General features: G+C 61.5%; 21 protein-coding genes. 13 read left to right on the top strand and 8 right to left on the bottom strand.

The features are described 5' to 3' along the window. Positions 1–54 precede the first annotated feature (54 nt). The 3 genes from NKI99_RS11395 to frp all read left to right on the top strand — a co-directional run bounded on the left by NKI99_RS11395 (position 55) and on the right by frp (position 2173). Positions 55–1077, top strand: coding sequence for an LLM class flavin-dependent oxidoreductase (locus NKI99_RS11395; protein WP_352610939.1), 1023 nt, complete (start codon positions 55–57; stop codon positions 1075–1077). 42 nt (positions 1078–1119) lie between these two features. Continuing rightward, positions 1120–1767 carry a ThuA domain-containing protein gene (locus NKI99_RS11390; protein WP_023809377.1) on the top strand — a complete coding sequence of 216 codons (648 nt, stop codon included), beginning with the start codon at positions 1120–1122 and terminating at the stop codon, positions 1765–1767. Positions 1768–1828: 61 nt separating this feature from the next. Beyond that, positions 1829–2173 (top strand): fluorescence recovery protein, encoded by a 345-nt coding sequence (frp, locus tag NKI99_RS11385; RefSeq protein WP_023809376.1) that lies wholly within the window; start codon positions 1829–1831, stop codon positions 2171–2173. Positions 2174–2514: 341 nt separating this feature from the next. Here frp and NKI99_RS11380 read toward each other — a convergent pair whose 3' ends face one another. Beyond that, positions 2515–4536 carry an amidase gene (locus tag NKI99_RS11380; RefSeq protein WP_352610937.1) on the bottom strand — a complete coding sequence of 674 codons (2022 nt, stop codon included), beginning with the start codon at positions 4534–4536 and terminating at the stop codon, positions 2515–2517. A gap of 146 nt (positions 4537–4682) precedes the next feature. On the opposite strand from NKI99_RS11380, the gene NKI99_RS11375 reads away from it, so the two are divergent. Then, positions 4683–4958: a hypothetical protein gene (locus tag NKI99_RS11375; RefSeq protein ID WP_023809374.1), complete on the top strand. Its 276-nt coding sequence runs from the start codon at positions 4683–4685 to the stop codon at positions 4956–4958. A 15-nt stretch (positions 4959–4973) separates the two neighbouring features. Here the strand turns inward: NKI99_RS11375 and NKI99_RS11370 are convergent, their stop codons facing one another. From NKI99_RS11370 to NKI99_RS11355, 4 genes are read right to left on the bottom strand one after another with little or no spacing between them, the layout of a single operon-like run. Continuing rightward, a complete protein-coding gene (locus NKI99_RS11370) occupies positions 4974–6059 on the bottom strand; it encodes a Gfo/Idh/MocA family protein (protein WP_023809373.1) in 1086 nt (361 codons plus the stop codon). 39 nt (positions 6060–6098) lie between these two features. Further along, entirely contained in the window at positions 6099–6863 is a 765-nt protein-coding gene (locus NKI99_RS11365; protein WP_352610846.1) for an ATP-binding cassette domain-containing protein, read from the bottom strand. Next, positions 6860–7861 (bottom strand): ABC transporter permease, encoded by a 1002-nt coding sequence (locus NKI99_RS11360; protein ID WP_352441779.1) that lies wholly within the window; start codon positions 7859–7861, stop codon positions 6860–6862. The genes NKI99_RS11365 and NKI99_RS11360 overlap by 4 nt, the downstream gene beginning before the upstream one ends. Next, the gene (locus NKI99_RS11355; protein WP_127294835.1) at positions 7858–8862 is read right to left on the bottom strand and encodes a sugar ABC transporter substrate-binding protein; all 1005 of its coding nucleotides are present in this window, start codon (positions 8860–8862) and stop codon (positions 7858–7860) included. Before NKI99_RS11355 ends, NKI99_RS11360 begins: the two co-directional genes overlap by 4 nt. A gap of 407 nt (positions 8863–9269) precedes the next feature. On the opposite strand from NKI99_RS11355, the gene NKI99_RS11350 reads away from it, so the two are divergent. Both NKI99_RS11350 and NKI99_RS11345 read left to right on the top strand, forming a co-directional pair. Continuing rightward, positions 9270–9503, top strand: a complete 234-nt coding sequence (locus NKI99_RS11350; protein WP_023809369.1) for a hypothetical protein — start codon at positions 9270–9272, stop codon at positions 9501–9503. Positions 9504–9623: 120 nt separating this feature from the next. Beyond that, the gene (locus NKI99_RS11345; RefSeq protein WP_023809368.1) at positions 9624–9821 is read left to right on the top strand and encodes a hypothetical protein; all 198 of its coding nucleotides are present in this window, start codon (positions 9624–9626) and stop codon (positions 9819–9821) included. 107 nt (positions 9822–9928) lie between these two features. Here NKI99_RS11345 and NKI99_RS11340 read toward each other — a convergent pair whose 3' ends face one another. Together NKI99_RS11340 and NKI99_RS11335 are read right to left on the bottom strand one after the other, a co-directional pair. After that, entirely contained in the window at positions 9929–10885 is a 957-nt protein-coding gene (locus NKI99_RS11340) for an FAD-binding oxidoreductase (protein ID WP_352610845.1), read from the bottom strand. A 211-nt stretch (positions 10886–11096) separates the two neighbouring features. Next, positions 11097–11954, bottom strand: coding sequence for a LysR family transcriptional regulator (locus NKI99_RS11335; RefSeq protein ID WP_023809366.1), 858 nt, complete (start codon positions 11952–11954; stop codon positions 11097–11099). A gap of 133 nt (positions 11955–12087) precedes the next feature. On the opposite strand from NKI99_RS11335, the gene NKI99_RS11330 reads away from it, so the two are divergent. The 6 genes from NKI99_RS11330 (at position 12088) to NKI99_RS11305 (ending at position 18899) form a co-directional block, all read left to right on the top strand. Next, positions 12088–13170, top strand: a complete 1083-nt coding sequence (locus tag NKI99_RS11330; protein WP_352610936.1) for an amidohydrolase family protein — start codon at positions 12088–12090, stop codon at positions 13168–13170. 11 nt (positions 13171–13181) lie between these two features. After that, on the top strand, positions 13182–13535 hold the full coding sequence (locus NKI99_RS11325) for a Rieske (2Fe-2S) protein (protein WP_023809364.1): 354 nt from the start codon (positions 13182–13184) through the stop codon (positions 13533–13535). A gap of 119 nt (positions 13536–13654) precedes the next feature. After that, a complete protein-coding gene (locus tag NKI99_RS11320; protein ID WP_352610844.1) occupies positions 13655–15262 on the top strand; it encodes an ABC transporter substrate-binding protein in 1608 nt (535 codons plus the stop codon). Between the two features lie 88 nt (positions 15263–15350). After that, positions 15351–16397: an ABC transporter permease gene (locus NKI99_RS11315; RefSeq protein WP_128306095.1), complete on the top strand. Its 1047-nt coding sequence runs from the start codon at positions 15351–15353 to the stop codon at positions 16395–16397. Between the two features lie 101 nt (positions 16398–16498). Next, complete coding sequence (locus NKI99_RS11310; protein WP_502897908.1) at positions 16499–17278, top strand: ABC transporter permease; 780 nt, start codon at positions 16499–16501, stop codon at positions 17276–17278. After that, positions 17268–18899 (top strand): ABC transporter ATP-binding protein, encoded by a 1632-nt coding sequence (locus NKI99_RS11305; RefSeq protein ID WP_352441775.1) that lies wholly within the window; start codon positions 17268–17270, stop codon positions 18897–18899. The genes NKI99_RS11310 and NKI99_RS11305 overlap by 11 nt, the downstream gene beginning before the upstream one ends. Positions 18900–19009: 110 nt before the next feature. On the opposite strand, the gene NKI99_RS11300 is transcribed toward NKI99_RS11305, so the two are convergent. Beyond that, entirely contained in the window at positions 19010–19573 is a 564-nt protein-coding gene (locus NKI99_RS11300) for a TetR/AcrR family transcriptional regulator (RefSeq protein ID WP_352441774.1), read from the bottom strand. Between the two features lie 103 nt (positions 19574–19676). Between NKI99_RS11300 and NKI99_RS11295 the strand changes: the two genes are divergently transcribed. Then, on the top strand, positions 19677–20492 hold the full coding sequence (locus tag NKI99_RS11295; protein ID WP_352610843.1) for an oxidoreductase: 816 nt from the start codon (positions 19677–19679) through the stop codon (positions 20490–20492). The last annotated feature ends 17 nt before the right edge of the window (positions 20493–20509 follow it).

The following is a 20509-nucleotide window of genomic DNA, read 5'->3' as shown; positions in this document are numbered from 1 at the left end:
TCGAAAAATCTCTTTGGCATTGAAGCCTGACGCGCATCCTTATATCGCATGGCTATGAAGAAAATCGGTTTCCTGTCGTTCGGGCACTGGACGCCCTCGTCGCAATCGCAAGTGCGCTCGCCATCGGACGCGCTTTTGCAATCCATCGAGCTGGCCGTCGCCGCCGAACAGCTTGGCGCGGATGGGGCGTATTTCCGCGTGCATCATTTCGCCCGCCAGCTCGCGTCGCCATTCCCGCTGCTGGCCGCCGTTGGCGCCAAGACCAGCCGCATCGAGATTGGCACCGCAGTCATCGACATGCGCTATGAGAATCCGCTCTACATGGCGGAAGATGCCGGTGCCGCCGACATCATCGCCGGCGGCCGCCTGCAGCTCGGCATCAGCCGTGGCTCGCCCGAGCAGGTGATCGACGGCTGGCGCCATTTTGGCTACGCGCCACCGGAAGGCAAAAGCGACGCCGACATGGCGCGGCATCATGCCGAGGTCTTCCTCGAGACGCTGCGGGGCGAGGGGTTCGCCCAGCCCAATCCGCGGCCGATGTTCCCCAATCCGCCCGGCCTCTTGCGCCTTGAGCCGCATTCGGAGGGTTTGCGCGAGCGGATCTGGTGGGGTGCGGCTACCAACGCCACGTCGGAATGGGCGGCCAAGCTCGGCATGAACCTGCAGAGCTCGACGCTCAAATTCGACGAGAGCGGTAAGCCGTTCCATATCCAGCAGGCCGAGCAGATCCGCATCTATCGCGAGTCCTGGAAGGCGGCCGGCCACAAGCGCGAGCCGCGCGTCTCGGTCAGCCGCAGCATCTTCGCGCTGGTCGACGATCGCGACCGCGCCTATTTCGGACGCGGCAACGAAAGCCGCGACCAGATCGGCTTCATCGAGGAGAACACCAAGGCGATCTTCGGGCGCAGCTATGCGGCTGAGCCGGATGTGCTGATCAAGGAATTGGCGCAGGACGAGGCGATCGCCGAGGCCGACACGCTGCTGCTCACCGTTCCGAACCAGCTCGGCGTCGACTATAATGCGCATGTCATCGAGGCGATCCTGACCCATGTCGCGCCGGCTCTGGGCTGGCGCTGACGCCGGATCGATCGAAGCGGAGTGCTCCAAGGGAGGTACACCATGCCAAAGAAGGCCTTGATCGCCTGGGGCGGCTGGGAGGGCCATACGCCGGAGCAGAGCGCGAAGATCGTTCGCACCTTGCTTGAGCGAAACGGCTTCGACGTCACGTTGGGCGAGGGCACGGCGATGTTCGCCGATCCGGAGCTGTCGTCATTCGATCTCATCGTGCCCGTCATCACCATGTCGACGATCGAGAAGACCGAACTGCAGAACCTGACGCATGCGGTTCTCGGGGGGAGCGGACTCGGCGGTTTCCACGGGACGATGGGCGACAGTTTCCGCAACGAGCCCGACTATCAGTTCATGACCGGCGGTCAATGGGTCGCGCATCCCGGCAACATCATCGACTATCACGTCGCCATCACCCGGCCGGACGATCCGATCACAAAAGGTATCAGCGATTTCGCCTACCGGTCGGAGCAATATTACATGCATGTCGACCCAAGCAACGAGGTGCTGGCGACCACCACCTTCACCGACGCGCATTTTCCGGGGATAGGCGGCGTCGTCATGCCGGTCGTCTGGAAACGGCGCTATGGGGCGGGGAAGGTTTTCTACAGTTCCCTTGGTCACACGGCGGATGAGTTCGCGGTGCCGGAAATGGCGCTGATGGTGGAGCGGGGTTTGCTTTGGGCGGCGCGGGGGTAGCAGCAGGCACGTTTTCGTGAAAACCTGGGTTGAATTCACAGGGCATCCATGGAGATATCAAATGAGTGATTTCGAGTGGTCCGGATCCGAAAAGAAGCTCGCGCGCCATGCCTTCGATACCGCTCTTGAGGCGGCGCTCGCAAAGACGATGGCCGACTTCAAAAGCAAGGCGAGTGCGGTGACGCAGCCCTCCGAGATGTGGGAGCTCGAAGGCTATTTGCGTGAACAGCGACGGGAAATCGATCGCACGTTCGACTATCGCTATTCGCAGCTTCTCTTCGTGTTCGCGCAGCTTATTCGAGCAGGATATCTCGATGAAAAGCTGCTTGGCGGTCTGTCGCAAGACAAGCGGGATGTCATTCAGCGGGACCTGGCCTATGTCGAGAGTCGCTTTGCAAGTGGATGACGAGGGGAACGGCGCTGCCAGAACTGCGAGAGGTTGGCGATCGTTGATTGACGTCACTTTTGCGAACCCCACGCTTCGTCATCCTAGGGCGTAGCAGTCGCGAAGCGACGTCGCGAAGACCCTAGGATCCATGCCGCGACTTCCGTGCGGTGCGACGGTGGAGAACTTTCAGTCGCAATCGCTGCATCTGGAAAGAAAAGTTGACCTCAATTGCTCTGGACCGATGCATTCTTCGGTCACAGTCCTGGCATGGATCCTAGGGTCTGCACCGCGTCGCTTCGCTCCTTGCTCCGCCCTAGGATGACGAATTCGGGGAGGCTTAAGGCACGAATTGCGCAACCTCACCCAATCCCGCCCGTAACCAGATAGGCGCCGGCGCTGCGCCCATCCTCCAGCCACACCACCGCTGTGACGATCGAACCGTAGGAGCCACGCCAGACGCTGTGGAAGCGCTGATGCTCGGCGGCCGGAATGAGCGCGTGCCCGCTGAAGCGCGCACCGCTTCGCTGCAGCGCGACGGCCTCTCCGTTGACATGTACCTTGAGGCAGGCCGTCCCAGACACCTCATTTGGCAGGTCGAGCGTGATGACGATCTCGTCCTGATCGCCGAAAGGCCGCGTCTCGGCGGCAAGCGTGATGGCGAACGCTGACGCCTTGCTGTCGTCGGCTCGGGCGGGGCGGCCTGAAAACACATCGGCGGCAAGTTCTGGCGTGCGCGGCGGGCGGGTGCGGCGCTGCGTGGAGCGTTCGAAATCGCCGGCCATGCGCAGCAGCCTTTCGTCGTCATAGGCCTTGCCGGCGAAAGTCAGGCCGACCGGCATACCGATATCGGCCATCGTACCCATCGGCACGGTGACGGTGGGGATGCCGAAATGGCGCCAGACCAGATTGCCGTTGGCGACCCAGGTGCCATTGCGCCAGGCAAAGGCGGCGGACGCCTCGTCGATGTCTGCATCGGCCGGCCCGACATCGGCAGCGGCGGGCAGCACCACGGCGTCGATGCCTTGCGCGTCCAGCCAGTCCTCGAAATCGATCCGCCTTGTCGCTTCCAGTCCCTTCAGTCCCTCTTCCAGCGTTGGAATGTCCACGAGGGGCGTGACGCCGGACCGTGCCCGCTCGACATATACCCTCAGGTCGAAGCCGCCTTCGTATCGGTCGGACAGCGTGCCGGGCGGTTGCGGGAAGATCTTTGGGCCATCGACCGAGACGAGATCGGGAAGCGCCGGATCGGCATTGGCGCGCAAAAAGTCGTCCCAGCCCCAGATGCAGAGGTCCCAGAGCTCGCGCTCGGCGAACTCTGGGGGCACCAGCCCGCGCTCGACCATGCTGCGCGCGCCGGGGCGGTCGCGTTCATAGTTGGAGACGACGGGAAAATCGACCTCGATCACCTCGGCGCCAAGCCGCCTCAGATCGGCCGCCGCCTGCTCCCACAGGGCAAGTACCGAGGCGCGGGTTTCGATCGGCTTGTCGGCCTCGGTGTCGCGGCCGATATACATTCTGGGCACGCCAAGCCGCATGCCTTTCAACGACCCCGCCAGTGTGAGGTCGGTATAGCGCGGCGGCCGCACGTCGGAGCTTTTCGGCAGCTTGACCCAGGGCTGCGCGCGCCAGAAATCGCCGTGCGTCTCGGGGTCGTCGGCGACAATCACGTCGAGCAGTTCGAGCATGTCGGGGACGCTGCGCGTGTGCGGCGCGACGACATCCATGGTCGGGACCAGCGGCCAGTTGCCGCGCACCGAAATGACACCGCGCGACGGCGTATAGGCGACCAGCGCATTGTTGGTGGCCGGCGCGCGGCCGGACGACCAGGTTTCCTCGCCAAGCCCGAAGGCGCAGAAGCTGGCCGCTGTCGCTGTGCCGGAGCCATTGGATGAGCCCGATGCGAAGGCGGCGGTGAGATAGTCGCCATTGTACGGACTTTCGGCGCGGCCATAGACGCCGCGCTGCATGCCGCCATTGGCCATCGGCGGCATGTTGGTCAGCCCGATCAGCACCGCGCCGCCGGCCCGCAGCCGGGCGATGGTGAAGGCGTCCTCATTGGCAATGAGATGCTCGAAGGCCGGCGAGCCGGCGGCGACCGTCAGGCCTGATACCTTGTAGCTGTCCTTGGCGGTGTAGGGGATGCCGTCGAGTGGCCCGAGCACGGTGCCGTTGCGGCGGCGCTGGTCGGAGGCGGCAGCCTCCTCGAACATGCCAGGGTTGAGCAACGGGACGGCATTGAGGCTGATGCCGTGCCGGTCGAAATGCGCGATGCGCCTGAGATACGCCCCGACCAGTTCGACGCTGGTGACGGTGCCGTCATCGAGCGCGCGGCGCAATTGGTCGATCGTCGCTTCGACGAGATGAAAGCCGGCATCGGTCATCACGGGTCCCACATTTCCACGCACCATGGATGAGCGAGGCAGCTGGCTTCGGCAAGAGCCTATCGCGGTCATCTCCGGAACTTTTGTCCGGCTGGCGGTTTTGGATGTATGGTGTGATTCCGGAAATGGCCAGGAGGGTATTGGCGATGACCACGAAATGCGTTGCGATCCTAGCTCTCGCTGTCGCCATGGGCTCAAGCGTTTGCGCCCCGGCTTTCGCTGGCGACCGGTATCACGACCGCCGGGTCCACTCCGAACGCTACGTTCCCGCCGAAGGCGATCTCATCGACATCCTGTTCGGCGGCCCGCGCTACTACGATCAGCAGTTGGTCACGACAGCAGCCGGCGCGTGCTCCTATCATCGCGTCGGACCCGACGCGAATGCGTTGAACAAGATCAACGATCATCACTGTGGGAAGTAGGCGGCAGGCAGCGCCTCAGCGCCCGCCACTCTCCTTCATCCGCTCGATGATCTCGGCCATCAGCGCCAGGTCGCGGCGGGAATCGGCGAGGTCGGTCAGCGGCTTTGTGCCTTGGGTGATGTGGCGGTGGAAAGTCTCGAGTTCTTTCGAGAAAGCATCGCCGTAGAGAGGCCCGAGGGTTTTCGTCACCGGGCCGAACGGGCCGGCATCGGTGACCTCCAGCCGCGTCGGCAGGCTGCGGATGTAGGGCGTGTCGTAGATGATGCGCACCCGCCTGTTGTTCGAGCGCACCTCGATCATGGCGTCGAACAAGCCGAGATCGTCGACCACCGCGTCGTAGAGACAGGCGAAATGGCCGTAGTCGAAGGTGACTGATGTGTTGGCGCCGCCGTTGGTGCGGTGCGCGGCCAGCACGCGCGTCGGCTCGCCGATCAGCCCACGCATCGCCGAAATGTGGTGCGAGGAAAGTGCCGTCAGCCCGCGATAGGCGCGCACCAGATCGGCCGGCGCGTCGGCGCCCACCACCTCGCGGATCAGCGCGTCGCGTTCGCTTGCGCCACGCGCCAGCAGGGCAGGGTCGATGTCCTGGGGGTAAAGGACGTTCTGGCTCTTCTTGAGGAAATGCCGGCCCTCCGAGATCAGGTCGAAGATGCGGACATGGGTGATGTCGGCGAAGGCGGGCAGCTCGTCCCTGGCGGCCAGATAGGCGGGCGCATAGCGGCGCATATAGCCGACGAACAGGGTCTTGTCGTAGCCCGGCATCAGCGCCAGCAGATCGTCGATTTCGCGCACCGTGAGGCAAGCGGGCTTTTCCAGCAGGATATGTTTGTTGGCAGCAATCGCCGCCCGCACGAAGCGGCTGTGGGTATCGTCGGATGACAGCACGAACACAGCGTCGATGTCGGGCGAATTAATCAGCGCCTCGGCCGTGTCGAAGGCCTTTGCCGTCGCAAATTCGGAGGTGACGAGTGACATCAGGCTGGGCGACACGTCGTACACGCCCGCGATCACCCAGCGGTCGCGCTGATCGCCCAGCACAGGCAGATGGATCGACTGCGCGACCTCTCCAAGACCTATCAGTCCGACACGAATTGGTGCCACAGGCGAACTCCCTTTGATTTCAAGTCTGATGCTGCAGGACTATGCCGCGCCGGTTACCAGCGCGACGAGCTCATTTCCGGACGTTTCGGAAGCGCGCACGGTCGCCGCCATCTTTCCCGCCCGCATCACCCAGATCTGGTCGGACAGGCGGCGGACCTGATCGAAATTGTGGCTGACCAGGATGACGCTGACGGATTGCTCGCGCAGGCGCCGGATCAGCGCCTCGACATTGGCCGTCTCCTGCACGCCGAGCGCCGCCGTCGGTTCGTCCATCACCACCAGCTTGGCGCCGGAGCCGACAGCGCGGCAGATCGAGATCGCCTGCCGCTGGCCGCCCGACAGACGCCGCACACGCTGGTTGATCGACGGCACGTTGATCGACAGCCGCGACAGCATTAAGCGGGCCTCGCGCTTCATCGCCTTGCGGTCGAGGAAAGCGAACGGGCCGATGCGGCGCACGATCTCGCGGTTGAGGAACAGGTTCTGCGCGACCGTCAGTTCGTCGATCAGCGCCAGGTTCTGGTGCACGGTCTCGATGCCGGCCTTGCGTGCCTCGTCGGGATTGGCGAAGGGCCGCGCCCGTCCGTCGAAGAACAAATTGCCGGTGTCCGGCTGATGCACGCCGACCAGGCTGCGGATCAGCGTCGACTTGCCGGCGCCATTGTCGCCGATGACGGCGGTGACCTCGCCGCGACGGGCCTGGAAGGCGACGTCGGTGAAGGCGCGGATGCCGCCGAAATGCTTGCTCAGCCCTTCGCAGGCGATGATCGCGTCCGCGGCGGGGATGTGATCGGGAGCCCTCATTTCTGATACCGCATGATCAGCGCCGCCAGCACCACGATGGCCCCCACGGCAAGCGGTTGATAAAAGGCCGACACGTTGAGCAAAGTCAGGCCGTTGACCAGCGCGGTGAGCATCAAGGCGCCGATCGCCGGCCCAAGGATGCTGGCGCGGCCGCCGAACAGGCTGACGCCGCCCAGCACCACCGCCGCCACCGAATTCAAGAGCAGGCTGGTGTTGATCTGCGGTTCGGCCGAGCCGATGCGGGCGACCAGAAGAATGGCCGCGATGCCGGCGCAGAAGCCCGAGACTGTATAGGCGGCGATCTTGACCCGGTTGGTGCGGATGCCGAGCGCGCCGGCACTTTCGGCTTGGCCACCGGTCGCCAGCAAATGCACGCCGAAGCGCGTGTGGTAGAGCGCGATATGGGCGACGATGACGGCTGCGATCGCCACCCAGACTGGATAGCCGAACGGTCCGAACGAGCCCGAGGCGAGCCTGAGCAGGAAGGTCGAGCCGACCATGGTCGGTTCGCCGCCCGACAGGATGAGCCCAAGCCCGGTGATGCCCGACAGCGTGCCGAGCGTCACCACGAAGTCGGGGATCTTGCCTGCCGTAATGATCAGCCCGTTGAGGAAGCCGACGGCGCTGGTGGCGAGAACCGCGAGCATGCAGGCGATGAAGATGCCGTAGTCGGCGGCATTGACGAGGCCGAGGATGATGGCGCCGAGCATGACGGCGGCCGCCAGCGACAGGTCGATGCCCGAGGTGGCGATGACGAAGGTCTGGCCGATCGACAGCACGACCAGGATCGCAGCCGCCAGCAACAGCGCCTGCAGATTGGCGACGCTGAGAAAGACCGGCTGGGCGATGCCGAAGACGATGACGAGGCCGACCAGGCCGACGACGGATGCCCAGTCGGCCCAGAAGGAGGGATCGAGGAGGAGAGCCGCCAGGGAGGGACGGCTCTCCTCCGCACCCGCCGAATGGGCGGCGGGCGCGTTGTCTGCAGGTGTGCTCACTTCAGCATCTCGCGGAAGGGATCGGGATAGTCGCCGCCCGGACGCGGAAAATTCTTCAGCGAGGCTTCGGCATTGTCCTTGTTGATCAACAGCACCGGTGCTGGCACGTTGGCCGGCAGTTCCTTGCCCTTGGCGGCCACTGCACAGGCCTCGAGGCCCATGGCGCCGACGACATAGGGATATTGGGCGACGGTGGCGGTGAGTTCGCCTGATGCGATCGACTTCAGCGCGTCGACGATGCCGTCGAGGCCGATCACCTTGACGTCCTTGCCCGAGGTCCGCACGGCGCGCTCGACGCCGAGTGCCATGATGTCGTTGGCGGCGAAGAAGCCGGCGAGGTCCGGATGGGCAGCGAGGATATCGGTTGCGGCGGTCAGCGCCTTTTCGCGATCCCAGTCGGCGCTGACCATCACCACGATGTCGAGTTTACCTTCCACCGCCTGCTTGAAGCCCTTGATGCGGGCGTTGGAGCCGACATCGCCGACGATGCCGGCGACCAGCGCGACCTTGGAGCCCTTCGGCACCAGCTTCAGCATCTCTTCGCCGGCCAGCGCGCCGGCGGCGACATTGTCGGTGCCGATATAGGTCGAGACGGCAAAGCCGGCGGCCTTGGCCTGCTCGGGGTCGATGGTCGAGTCGATGTTGACGATCGGCTTCTTCTTCTGGGCGACCGGCACCAGCGCCTGGACGAGATTGGAGACGCTGATCGGGTTGACCAGGTAGCAATCGAAATCCTGCATGGCCATGGCGGTCAGGCGGTCGGCCTGGCCGGTGGCGTCACCCATGTTGGCGGCGGCCTGGACGCTGACATTCACGCCGTTTGCCTTGGCCTGCTCCTCGATGCCCTTCTGCATGGTCTGGAAGAACGGATTGTCGAGGCCTTTGACGATGGCCGCGACTTTCGCCGCATCCTCGGCATGGGCAGGCGCTGCGACGATGGCTGCAAGCATGCCTGCGCCAAGCAGGTTCGTGCCAAGCTTCAGGCAATTGAACATACGCATGGTTTTTCCTCCTCCTGATTGTTTTATGGGCTGCATCAATGTCGCTGGCCGGCGACTGCAATGTCCGACGGGGCGCGAGCCCGGCGCCCGGCGCGATGGTCTCGCCAACAGAATGCTGCCCGCTTGGGATGTGCGGACTGCAGCCCAGGTTCGGGCACTTTCGACGTCAGGCATTGCTCCTCCCAGAGCGCCGGTCGATGCCATGCCGGCGTTTGCGCATGTTTTATAAAAAATTGACACGCGTCAAGATTTAAAATGTGCGTAGCGATTTTTGACTGTGCGCCCTGCGGGCATGACTGTGCTGCCGGCATGCGCTACAACCAAGGCGCGAAAAAAAGTGCCGGCCTCAGGGAACCGGTTGGGGATGTCCGCGTTGGTCGCTACTTTTGTGCAGAGGGAGGTTTCGGGTGGGGCGTTTCGAAATCGTGGAAGAGCCAACGGGTACGTTTTCGATTTTCGACACAATCACGGAATTGCCGGCAACGGTCGAAGGGGGCGTGTGCATTGGGCTTTATCGGCACGAAGTGCCGCTGGCGCTGCTTGCAGCGGTTGAAACGGTCCAGCCCGGCCCTTTTTCGCTGCTGCCCTCATTGTCGGTGTTGAACGACTGGCGGGCCCATCGAGACGGTCTGCTGGCATGAGCAAAGGTGCCTGATGTCGCATCGAAAATCATACCGTATGGGAAATCACGCCCTGTTGTCGAAAGCGGCGGTGAGGCATGGAAAGCAAGGGGAGGTTGCAGTGCGTCGGGAGGTGAAGCGATGTCTGATCAGGACGACCTGATCCGAGCTGCCATCGGTCGGCTGCTCGCCGAGAAGACAGGCGCTGCCGTCATATCGATGAGAGAGAGCATCACCGAGCTTCTGGCGCTGACCGGTGCCGCGCTGGACGAAAGACTGCAAGACCTGCTGCTGGAAATGGCCGAAGTCCGCGGCATGATGGTCGCTCTCGACTTCTGAGCAATATCGGCTGGGGTCGATGGGCATCAGTCCGCTACGCCGGCAACGCCTTCGCCGGCAGTTCAACACTACTGCGCCGGCTTCAATGCTGAACCAAGCACCCGGGGTTAAAGATCGAGCAAAACCGTTCCTTGCGGGCGGCTGCAACATGCCAGGACATAGCCGGCCGACTTCTCTTCAGGGGCCAGACCGCCGAGATCCTCCATGGCGACTTCGCCGGACAACTTGGCGATGCGGCATGTGCCGCAAACTCCCTGCTGGCAGGCGGTTGGGACGTAGACGCCACATTGGCGTGCCGCCTCCAGCAGCGTCTCTCCGGGCAAGCAGTTATGCACGATCCCGGAGCGGACGAAACGGACCGAAGATGGTATTGTCGAGGCCGGTTCCAACTGAGGGCTGCTGACGCCGCCGAAGCTCTCCTGGTGGTACCGCGACGGAGCCACGCCAATCGCATCCAGGCAGGCACGTGCGGCTTTCATGTACGCTTCAGGGCCACAGGCAAAGATAGTGCGGTTGTGGAGATCGGGAACGAGGGTCAGCAGCATCTGGCTGTCTATTCTGCCAGTCGGCCCCCTCCAGGTGGGATCTTCCTGGCTACAAACGCACGTTACTTTTACGTTGGGCAAGCGAGAGGCAAGTGCGTCCAATTCCCCTCGAAAGATTATGTCACCAGGCGTTCTGGCACTATGAACGAATGAGATATCCTGGTCGGCCGCGCGGTCGGTAAGCGCACGCAGCATGGACATCACCGGCGTTATCCCGCTGCCGCCCGAAAGGAAGAGCGGCTTTTCATATGGCAGGTCATCGAGATTGAATGAGCCGAGCGGCCCTTCGATCTCGATCTCGTCGCCCGCCCCCAAATTGTCGTGGAGCCAATTCGAAACCAGGCCGCCCGGTGTTCGCTTCACCGTGATCTGCAGGTCGAGCGGTCGCGTCGGTGGTGACGAAACAGAGTAGGAGCGCGTCACCGCGGCACCCTCGATCTTAAGGTGCACGAGCACATACTGGCCCGCGCTGAAGCAGAACATCCGATCCGTCGGGGATGTGAAAACGAAGGTTTTCACATCGGGCGTTTCCTCGATTACACGACGGCAGAGTACAAGCTGCGATGTGGTTTGTGCCCATTGCCGATGACGCCTCATCGGGAGGAGGTCGGGGGCCCCAAAGGAAACGTGTGCGTTCATCATTCATCTCGGTTTGAAGTCGAGCCAAGATGCCAGTTCCAGGCCCCCCGCAACAGAAGCATCCCTCCCAAGTTATGATCGATTATTTCGATTACATATCCAGTGACATCACGGCAACGTGAAGGGCGCGGATTCCCTTGCGGATGATCGGTTCGTGTTTGCGGCGCGCCAGGATGGCCGTGTGTACCGGCTGATGCAGCGTCGGAGCGCCTTCGACGATGAACGATGGGCGTTCGAGGGCGAACCGGCGCGCATCGTCACTTCTCATATAGCAGGTGCCGCCCGTGCGCCGTAGCATCATTTCCGCCAAGGTTTCCGATCCCATGGAAAGGCGACAGATCGCCAACTCGCCGAGCAATTCGGCATGGGCCTTCTCCAGCAGGACCGTATAGCCCGGACGAATGTAGGTTTCGGGATCGACCTCCGAGAGGGTTCTGGCCACCGTGGAAACCATCACATATTCCTCAACCATCAAATGCTCATAGGAGATTTCGGGTAGGTATCGCGGAGCGTAAAGCACTGCGATGTCGAGATTTCCCATGCTTAGGTCGCTGACCATCTGGTTTGAATAATCCGACTCGACATGGATCGACGATTTGGGAAGAGCCTGACACAGCGTCTCGACCCAACCCGGCAAAACCGAGCGGGTCATCCCGACCTGCGCGGCGACGCGCAAGGTGCCTTCGAAACGATTGAACGCCCGGACATCGTGGCGAGCCTGCGACCATGTGGACAGCAAGGATCTTGCATAAGCTTCGAACCGGCGCCCTGCGGCGGTCGGCTCCGCCCCGGCGCGTCCGCGCTGGAACAGTTCGGACCCGATTGCGCTCTCGAGGTTCTTGATGCGGGTGCTGATCGTCGACTGGGTCAACCCTAGCCGATCCGCGGTGCGATTGAAGTTTCTCGATTCGATAATGTCGAGAAAGGTCTCGATGTGATCAAGTTGCATGAAATATCCAATCGAAAAACTCGATCATATTCCACGTATCATAAGCTTGATCAAACAATACTCAAGGCGGAAGCTGCAGCAGATCAGCGGCCGGCAGCGCCGCGGGACGAGACACGGATACGGAGCGGAAGAAGTGTTCATAGTCGACTGCGACTGTCATAATTACTGGTCAAGCGCCACCGTGTTGGAGCCCTATCTCTCCGGCTTGTGGAAAGACATGTTCATCGAGGGCGAGAAAACAGGTCCCGTTGGCGCCTTTCCGCATGGTCATCGGCCCTGGTTCCACCCGCAGGATTTTTCCCGCAAGGACATCCGTCCGAAAACAGAAGCCGACAATTATCTCATCATGAAGGAGAAGCACCTCGACAAATACAAAGTCGACGTGGCGATCCTGACCGGCGATGAGCCTATCGAGGCGTCGACCCTGGCTAACCCTTATTATGCCAGCGCTCTGGTCAGCGCTTACAACGATTATCAGATCGATCAGTGGTTGCCGAAAGACGATCGTTTCATGGGCTCGATCATCATCGCGCCACAGGATCCGAAGCTCGCTGCCGCCGAGATACGCCGTCTTGGCAGTCATCCGCGCATGGTCCAGGTTCTCGCTTCCCAGGGTTCCGTCAAGCCGTATGGCGACCCGTTTTACCATCCGATCTACGAAGCCTGCGCGGAAGTGGGGTTGCCATTCGCCATTCATCTGGGCGGGCATGGCGGCGTGAATTCAACTGCCATTGCTCCTGCCCCGACGACATTCTTCTGGGAAACGCATGCCATTCTGCACATGTCGGCGATGTCGCACGTGGCAAGCATGATCGCCCATGGCGTCTTCGAGAAATGGCCGGACCTCTACTTCGTGATCATCGAGTGCGGCGTCGCCTGGGTTCCGTCGGTCCTTTGGCGCCTGGACGCCGATTACAAAGCGCTGCGCAAGGAGACGCCATGGCTGAAGATGCTGCCGTCTGAATATTGCCGGCGCAACATCCGCTTTTCCACGCAGCCGCTGGAGCAGCCTGCAAACATCCAACATCTCTGGTCCACGCTCGAAGCGATGGACGGCGAAAACACGCTGATGTTTGCATCGGACTATCCGCACTGGGATTACGACGATGCCAACACGCTGCAAATCCCTCCTGCCTGGAAGGGCAAGATCATGGGACTGAATGCGCTGGAAGTCTACAAACGCATCCCCCGCGCGCAAGCCGCGAATGCCGCCTGAGGAAGCATATGATGCCCGAGAAGACATATATCTGCCGCGTCGACGAGATCGAAACAGGGTCTCCGTTCATCGCCAAGATCCGCAGCCTTTCGGTCGGGATTTTCCGCATCGGAGATTCATTCCACGCGCTGCTGAATGTCTGTCCGCACCGCGGCGCTCCGCTTTGCGAGGGGCCGCAATGCGGCACAACCGCGCCCGTTGAACAGGCGCAATTCATCTATCATCGCGAAAACGAGATCGTTCGATGCGCCTGGCACGGCTGGGAGTTCGACATCAAGTCAGGCGCGGCCTTGGTCGATCCGTCCGTTCGCGCGCGCACATTCCCAGTCACCGTTGAAGCCGGCGGCATCTATGTGACGGCCTGACAGGCGCAGATCGATTGGGATTGGAAATTCGAAGGAAAGGTGGTCGTCGCCAACCAGCAGATCTGTTCGCAGGTGCTTGACAAGAAATAACGCGGAGAACTCCGCAATGGGAGAGTCAAATGTCAGAATCTGAATACAAGCTTGGTATCGCGCAAAGCCTGATCGGGGGCGGCAAGGTTTCCCGCCGCGACTTCATTCATCTTGGGCTGGCCGCGGGCCTGACCGTTGCCGCCGCCGACCGGCTGTTCGTGAGCACGGCGCGGGCCGAACCGATGCAGGGCGGCTTCGCCAAGCTCGGCATGGCTCACGGCGCGACGACGGATTCGATCGATCCGGCCGGCTACCCCGACACGTTCACACAAACCGCATTTTCGGGCTCGCTGTCCAACAGCCTCACTGAGGTCGACGCCAAAGGCAATGTCCAACCGGACCTCGCCGAGAGCTTTGAAACTTCGGATGGGGCCAAAACCTGGGCCTTCAAGCTGCGCAAAGGCGCAACCTTCCACAACGGCAAGAACGTGGCGGCGGATGACGTCGTGACCTCCTTGCAATATCACATGGGCAAGGACACCAAATCGGCGGCGAAATCGCTGTTGGACTCCGTCGCCGACGTCAAGGCGGACGGCCCGGAAACGGTGGTCTTCACGCTCAAGGACGGCAACGCCGATTTCCCTTACATCATGAGTGACTACCATCTGGTCATCATGCCGGCCAAGGACGGCAAGGCGGATTGGGCTTCAGGCGTTCGCACCGGTGCTTTCGTCCTCGAGAATTTCCAGCCCGGTGTTTCGGCCAAACTCAAGCGCAATCCAAACTACTTCAAGAATGGCAAGCCCTACCTCGACGAGGTGGAGTTCATCGCCATCACGGATCTTGCCGCCCGCATGGCGGCGCTGTCCACGGGGGAGGTGGACTATATCGGCCGCGCCGACCTGAAGACCCTCGGCATGTTGAAACGCAATCCCAAGGTGGAAATCGTCGAAGTCACTGGGTACGGGCACTATACCTTGCCGATGAATGTCACGATGGCGCCGTTTGATAATCCGGACGTGCGAATGGCATTGAAATGGGCAATTAATCGCCAAGAAATCGTCGACAAGATCTTTCATGGCCACGCCACTGTGGCCAACGACAACCCGATCGCGCCGGCCATCAAATTCGCCAAGGATCCGCAACCGCAACACAGCTTCGATCCGGAAAAGGCCAAGCACTACCTGAAAAAGGCCGGGATGGAGAACCTGAAGGTGGACCTCTCGGTGGCCGATGCCGCTTTTGCGGGGGCGGTGGACGCGGCTTCGCTCATTCGCGAAACGGCAGCCCAATGCGGCATCGACGTCAATGTCGTGCGTGAGGCCGAGGACGCTTATTGGGACAATGTCTGGCTGAAGAAACCCTGGTGCGCTTCCTATTGGAGCGGTCGGGCCACGGCCGACTGGATGTTCACGCAAGCCTTCGCCGCCGACTCCAGTTGGAATGAGTCTTTCTGGAAAAATCCCCACTTCAACGAATTGCTTGTCCAGGCGCGCGCCGAGACGGACGAGGCCAAGCGAGCGGCGATGTATGCCGAGATGCAGCAGTTAACCCACGATGACGGCGGCAGCATCGTGCTGGTCTTCAACAATTTCGTAAGCGCGCAATCCAAAAAGCTCGCACACGGTGATGTGGCGCCCAACTGGGAGAACGATGGACTGAAAATGGCCGAACGCTGGTGGATCGCCACGGCATGAGATGGCGGGCCGGAGCCGCGATGGTTTTGAGGGTCCGGCCGGCTTACTCCGAGTGCAGGGCTGCCGCCCAAAGGGAAACGCCACGCACATGAACCCCGTCGCAAGAACGGTCCTGCAGCGCCTTGGCCTCGGCCTGGTCACTTTGTTCATCGTGTCCATCATCATCTTCTCTGCGATCGCGATGCTTCCAGGCGACTTCGCCAAGGCCACGCTAGGGCAATCGGCGACGCCCGAAACGGTCGCCGCGTTCCAGCGGGAAATCGGCATCGATCGTCCGCCTGTCGAGCGCTACTTCGTTTGGGTCGCCCAGATGCTCCATGGCGATTTCGGCTCTTCGTTTGCGAGCCGCACCGGATATCGGCGTACCGTGGCCGAGATCATCGCACCACGCCTCTACAACACGATGTTCCTTGCAGCGGTGACTGCGCTGATAGCTGTTCCTCTGGCCTTGGGGCTTGGCATTCTGGCTGCGCTGTACCGCAACGGCTGGTTCGACCGGCTGGTGAATGTCGCGACGCTGACAACCATTTCATTCCCGGAATTTTTCGTCGCCTATATGCTCGCCTACCTGGTGATCTCGCGCGACACGTTCATCGGATCCGATTTCGCTCAAACGCTGCCTCATTGGCTCACTGTCTCGCTGAACTGGGCGCTCAATGCGGTTCCCAAATTTCCGACATTGTCGAATGTGAACGATCAGACGCCATTTTGGGAGCATCTCTGGAAAGTGGCCCTGCCGGCAATTACCCTTACGCTCGTAATCGTGGCCCACATGATGCGCATGACCCGAGCGGCCATCATCAACATGCTGGCAAGCCCCTACATCGATATGGCGCGCCTCAAGGGAATGTCCCCAATGGTGATCGTGCTGAGGCATGCCCTGCCCAATGCCTGGGCTCCGATCGTCACTGTGGTGGCGTTCAACCTGGCGTATCTCATCGTCGGAGTGGTCGTGGTCGAGGTCGTGTTCGTCTACCCCGGCATCGGCCAGCTGATGGTTGACGCGGTGAAATCCAGGGATGTTCCGGTTGTCCAGGCCTGCGCCCTGATTTTCGCCGCGACTTACATCCTTCTCAACTTGCTAGCCGACGTTATTTCCATCGCCACCAATCCCAGGCTCTTGCACCCGCGATGACCAGATCCGAATCTGTCGCGGCGGTTCGGAGGCTGAGGCGCTCGCGTGCGACCCGGGCGAAAACTGCGCTGAAGAAGGCACCGTTCAGCGCATGGTTCGGCATCGTCGTGATCCTCGGCTACGTTTTTGTTGCGGTCTTCGCGCACTGGATAGCCCCATATGGCGAGACGCAGGTTTTCAGCGAAGCCTTCGCGCCGTGGAGCCAGGAGTTCAAACTGGGAACCGATCAGCTCGGCCGCGACATGCTTACCCGCTTGATCTACGGTGCGCGCAACACCATCGCTATCGCGGTCGCGACCACGTTGCTGTCCTTCGCGGTCGGCGTCTCGCTCGGCCTTCTTGCCGCATTGTACAGGGGGTGGCTCGACCAGATCTTGTCGCGTGCGGTGGACGTGCTGATGTCGATCCCGAGTCTGATCTTCGCGCTGGTGCTGCTGACGATCTTCGGCTCGTCGATCACCAGCCTGATTGTCATCATTGCGCTTCTGGATTCCACCCGGGTCTTTCGGCTTTCTCGCGCCGTCGGGCTTAACGTGGCGGTGATGGAATATGTCGAGGTGGCACGATTACGCGGCGAGGGACCGAAATGGATCATCGCCAAGGAAATCCTTCCCAATGTCATGCCGCCACTGGTCGCCGAGTTCGGCTTGCGATTCTGCTTCGTGTTCCTGACAGTTGCGGCGCTGTCGTTTCTCGGCGTCGGTATTCAGCCGCCGACGGCCGATTGGGGATCAATGGTGCGCGAGAACGCGACCCTGATCACCTATGGCGATGTCACCCCGCTACTTCCGGCCGGCGCGATTGCTCTCCTTACCGTGTCCGTGAATTTCGTGGTGGATTGGTTCCTGCAAGCAACAAGCGGGTTGCGGGATGAAAAGTAGCGGTCCAGGCCCACGCGAAAAAGGAAAGGATCTGCTTCAAATCCGCAATCTGCATGTGGAGGGGTTCTCGGATGAGCGGTGGCATCCCATTGTCCACGGGGTCGATCTGACGCTGAAGCGGGGCCAGGTTCTTGGGCTGATCGGAGAGTCAGGCGCCGGCAAGTCCACCATTGGCCTTGCCGCAATGGGTTATGCCAAGCCGGGCTGCCGGATCACGCAAGGCTCGGTCCTGTTCGACGGGATTGATCTTCTGGCAGTCAATGAAAAAGGGCGCCGTCGCCTCAGGGGCTCCCGCATTGCCTATGTCGCGCAAAGCGCGGCTGCCTCTTTCAATCCGGCACATCGGCTCTTGGAACAAACCGTCGAAACCGCAGTGGCACATGGAATTGCCGGCCGGGAAGAGGCGAACCGGAGCGCCGTCGATCTTTATCGACGCCTTCAACTCCCAGAACCGGAGACCATAGGCTTTCGCTATCCTCATCAGGTCTCCGGCGGGCAGTTGCAACGGGCAATGACAGCGATGGCAATGGCTTGTCGTCCGGACCTTATAATATTCGACGAGCCAACAACGGCGCTCGACGTAACCACGCAGGTTGAAGTTCTAGCTTCCATTCGCAACATCGTGGAGGAATTCAGCACCGCTGCAATCTACGTGACGCATGACCTGGCGGTGGTGGCGCAAATGGCGGATCGCATCATAGTTCTGCGCCACGGACGAACCGTGGAGGAGGCTGACACGCGCCAGATGCTGGCCTCGCCCAGCCAGGAATATACAAAAACGCTCTGGGCCGTACGCAAGCTCGCCAAGCCCGAAGTTCCAGCCGATGACTATCTGCTGACTATAGACAACGTTACCGCGGCCTATGCAGGAAAGGTCAAGGTGCTCCAGGATGTCTCCATCAAGGTTCCGCGCGGAAGAACCGTGGCTGTGGTTGGCGAATCCGGTTCGGGGAAATCGACGCTCGCTCGAGTCGTCACCGGCCTTTTGCCGCCAATTTCAGGTTCGATTTCTTTTGCCGGCCAGCTTCTTTCCTCGAGCCTGAAGACGCGGCCGAAGGAGGTCCTGCGCCGCATACAGATGATTTATCAAATGCCCGACAACGCCCTGAATCCGCGCCAAACGGTCGAAGAGGTCATAGCTCGGCCGCTCGAATTCTACCTAGGCCTTAAGGGCGCGCGGAGGGATCGCCGGATCGGCGAACTTATGCACATGGTCGAGATGAGCGAAGATTTTCTGGAACGCCTGCCTGGCGAGCTGTCGGGTGGCCAAAAACAGCGCGTCTGCATTGCCCGCGCGTTGGCTGCCGATCCGGAGCTTATCATCTGCGACGAGATCACGTCCGCGCTCGACCAGATCGTCCAAGAGGAAATTCTCAAGCTTCTCATACGTCTCCAACGTGAACTCGGAATGAGCTACATCTTCATTACCCATGACATTGCTACCGTGCGCGCGATAGCCGACGAAATCGTCGTCATGCACCGCGGCAAAGTCGTCGAGCAAGGATTGAAGAGCGAAGTTCTCACGCCACCGCACGCGGCCTATACCGAACGGCTATTGTCCTCTGTTCCGGAAATGAATCCGGACTGGCTGACAAGGCTGCTGGCCAGCCGGAAGATCTGACGGATCGGCTATCCGTCAACGCCCGGCATATTCCTCACGATCAGCTTCCTTCGCGATCACCCGATGTCAGCCATATGGCCGGCAACGCCGTTACGATCTTTCCTGGAGCGCTAACGCTGCTCGATCAGCGTCTTTGCCGCATTTTTCCCCACCGCGAGGATGCGATCGGACAATTCCGTTCCGCCCACGGCGCGGGCCATTTGCAGCGTGCCGAGGAGCGTTGCGAAGACAGCCAGCGCCACGCCCTCCGGATCCTTGGCCTGCGGTAGCGCTTGCGCCAAGTGGCGCACCAAGGCCAGCAGGTGGTCTGTATAGGCTTCACGCGTTTCAGGCGGCTGACGGGCGAGCTCCGGCAGCAGCGCAGCTGACGCGCAGCCCTTTCCGGGATTGTCCCGGTGCTCGGCCGACAGATACGTGTCGATGGCCATCTCCACGCCCGAAGCCAATGCTTCCGCCAGTTGCTGCGCCTGAAGCTCCATCGCCGCCGCCACGCTTTCGCGGACAAGCTGCGCCTTGGATTGAAAGTGTGGATAGAAGGCGCCGTTCGTCAGCCCGGCGTCGCTCATGATGGTCGCCAGTCCGGACGCAGCTATGCCGTCGCCGCGAAAGCGTTCCGCTGCGACCTCCATGATCCGTCCGCGCGAGGTGTCCTTCCGGCCCTTTTCGTAGCGCATGGCTGCTATTCCTTTCTGCTATTGCATTATGAGCGTAATCTGATATTACGACTGTAATTCAACGGGCGCAAAAAAGCTAGCCCTCATGATTTTGGAGCACGAAATGAATGCGAATTCCGGAAAAACCGCTGTTGTGACGGGAGCCTCTTCGGGCATTGGCCGCGCCAGTGCCGAGGCTCTGGCAAGGGCGGGGTTCACGGTTTTCGGAACCAGCCGGCGCAAGGCCGACGACGGCCCGGACGGGGTGACCATGCTGGTTTGCGACGTGACCGACGGTGAGGCCGTTGCCGCACTCGTTTCGACGGTGCTCTCGCAGACCGGCCGGATCGACCTCTTGGTCAACAATGCCGGCGTCGGCCAGCTTGGAGGCGCCGAGGAATTCTCGATTGCACAGGTACAGGCCCTGTTCGACGTCAATCTGTTCGGCGTCATCCGCGTGACCAATGCGGTGCTGCCGTCGATGCGGCGGCGTGGCGAAGGGCGCATTGTCAATATCGGCTCTGTGCTGGGACTGGTGCCGGCGCCGTATTCAGCGCATTATTCGGCAGTCAAGCACGCGCTCGAGGGCTATTCGGAATCGCTCGACCATGAGGTTCGTGCCTTCAATATCCGCGTCTCGGTCATCGAGCCGGCATTCGTTCGTACTGTCTTCGACCAGAACGGGATCCAGCCGGATTCGCCTTTGCAGGAATACGATCAGGCTCGAGCTACGCTGGAAGCGCTGCTTCGCGATGTGATGCCTGTCGCCGATCGGCCCGAAGTGGTGGCGCAGGTGGTCGTCAAAGCAGCGACCGATGCCCGTCCGCTACGGCGCTACACCGCCGGCAAGGCAGCGCGCCAAGTCAGCCTGCTGCGCCGCTTTGCCCCTGCGGGGATATTCGACAAGAGCCTGCGCAAACAGTTCCGCCTGCCGGTCTGAACGACAGCGAGCAGAGG

It is taken from the genome of Mesorhizobium sp. M0239 (assembly GCF_040321815.1).
In the GTDB taxonomy this organism is placed as follows: Bacteria; Pseudomonadota; Alphaproteobacteria; order Rhizobiales; family Rhizobiaceae; genus Mesorhizobium.
This window is presented reverse-complemented; position numbering and strand designations above follow the sequence as displayed.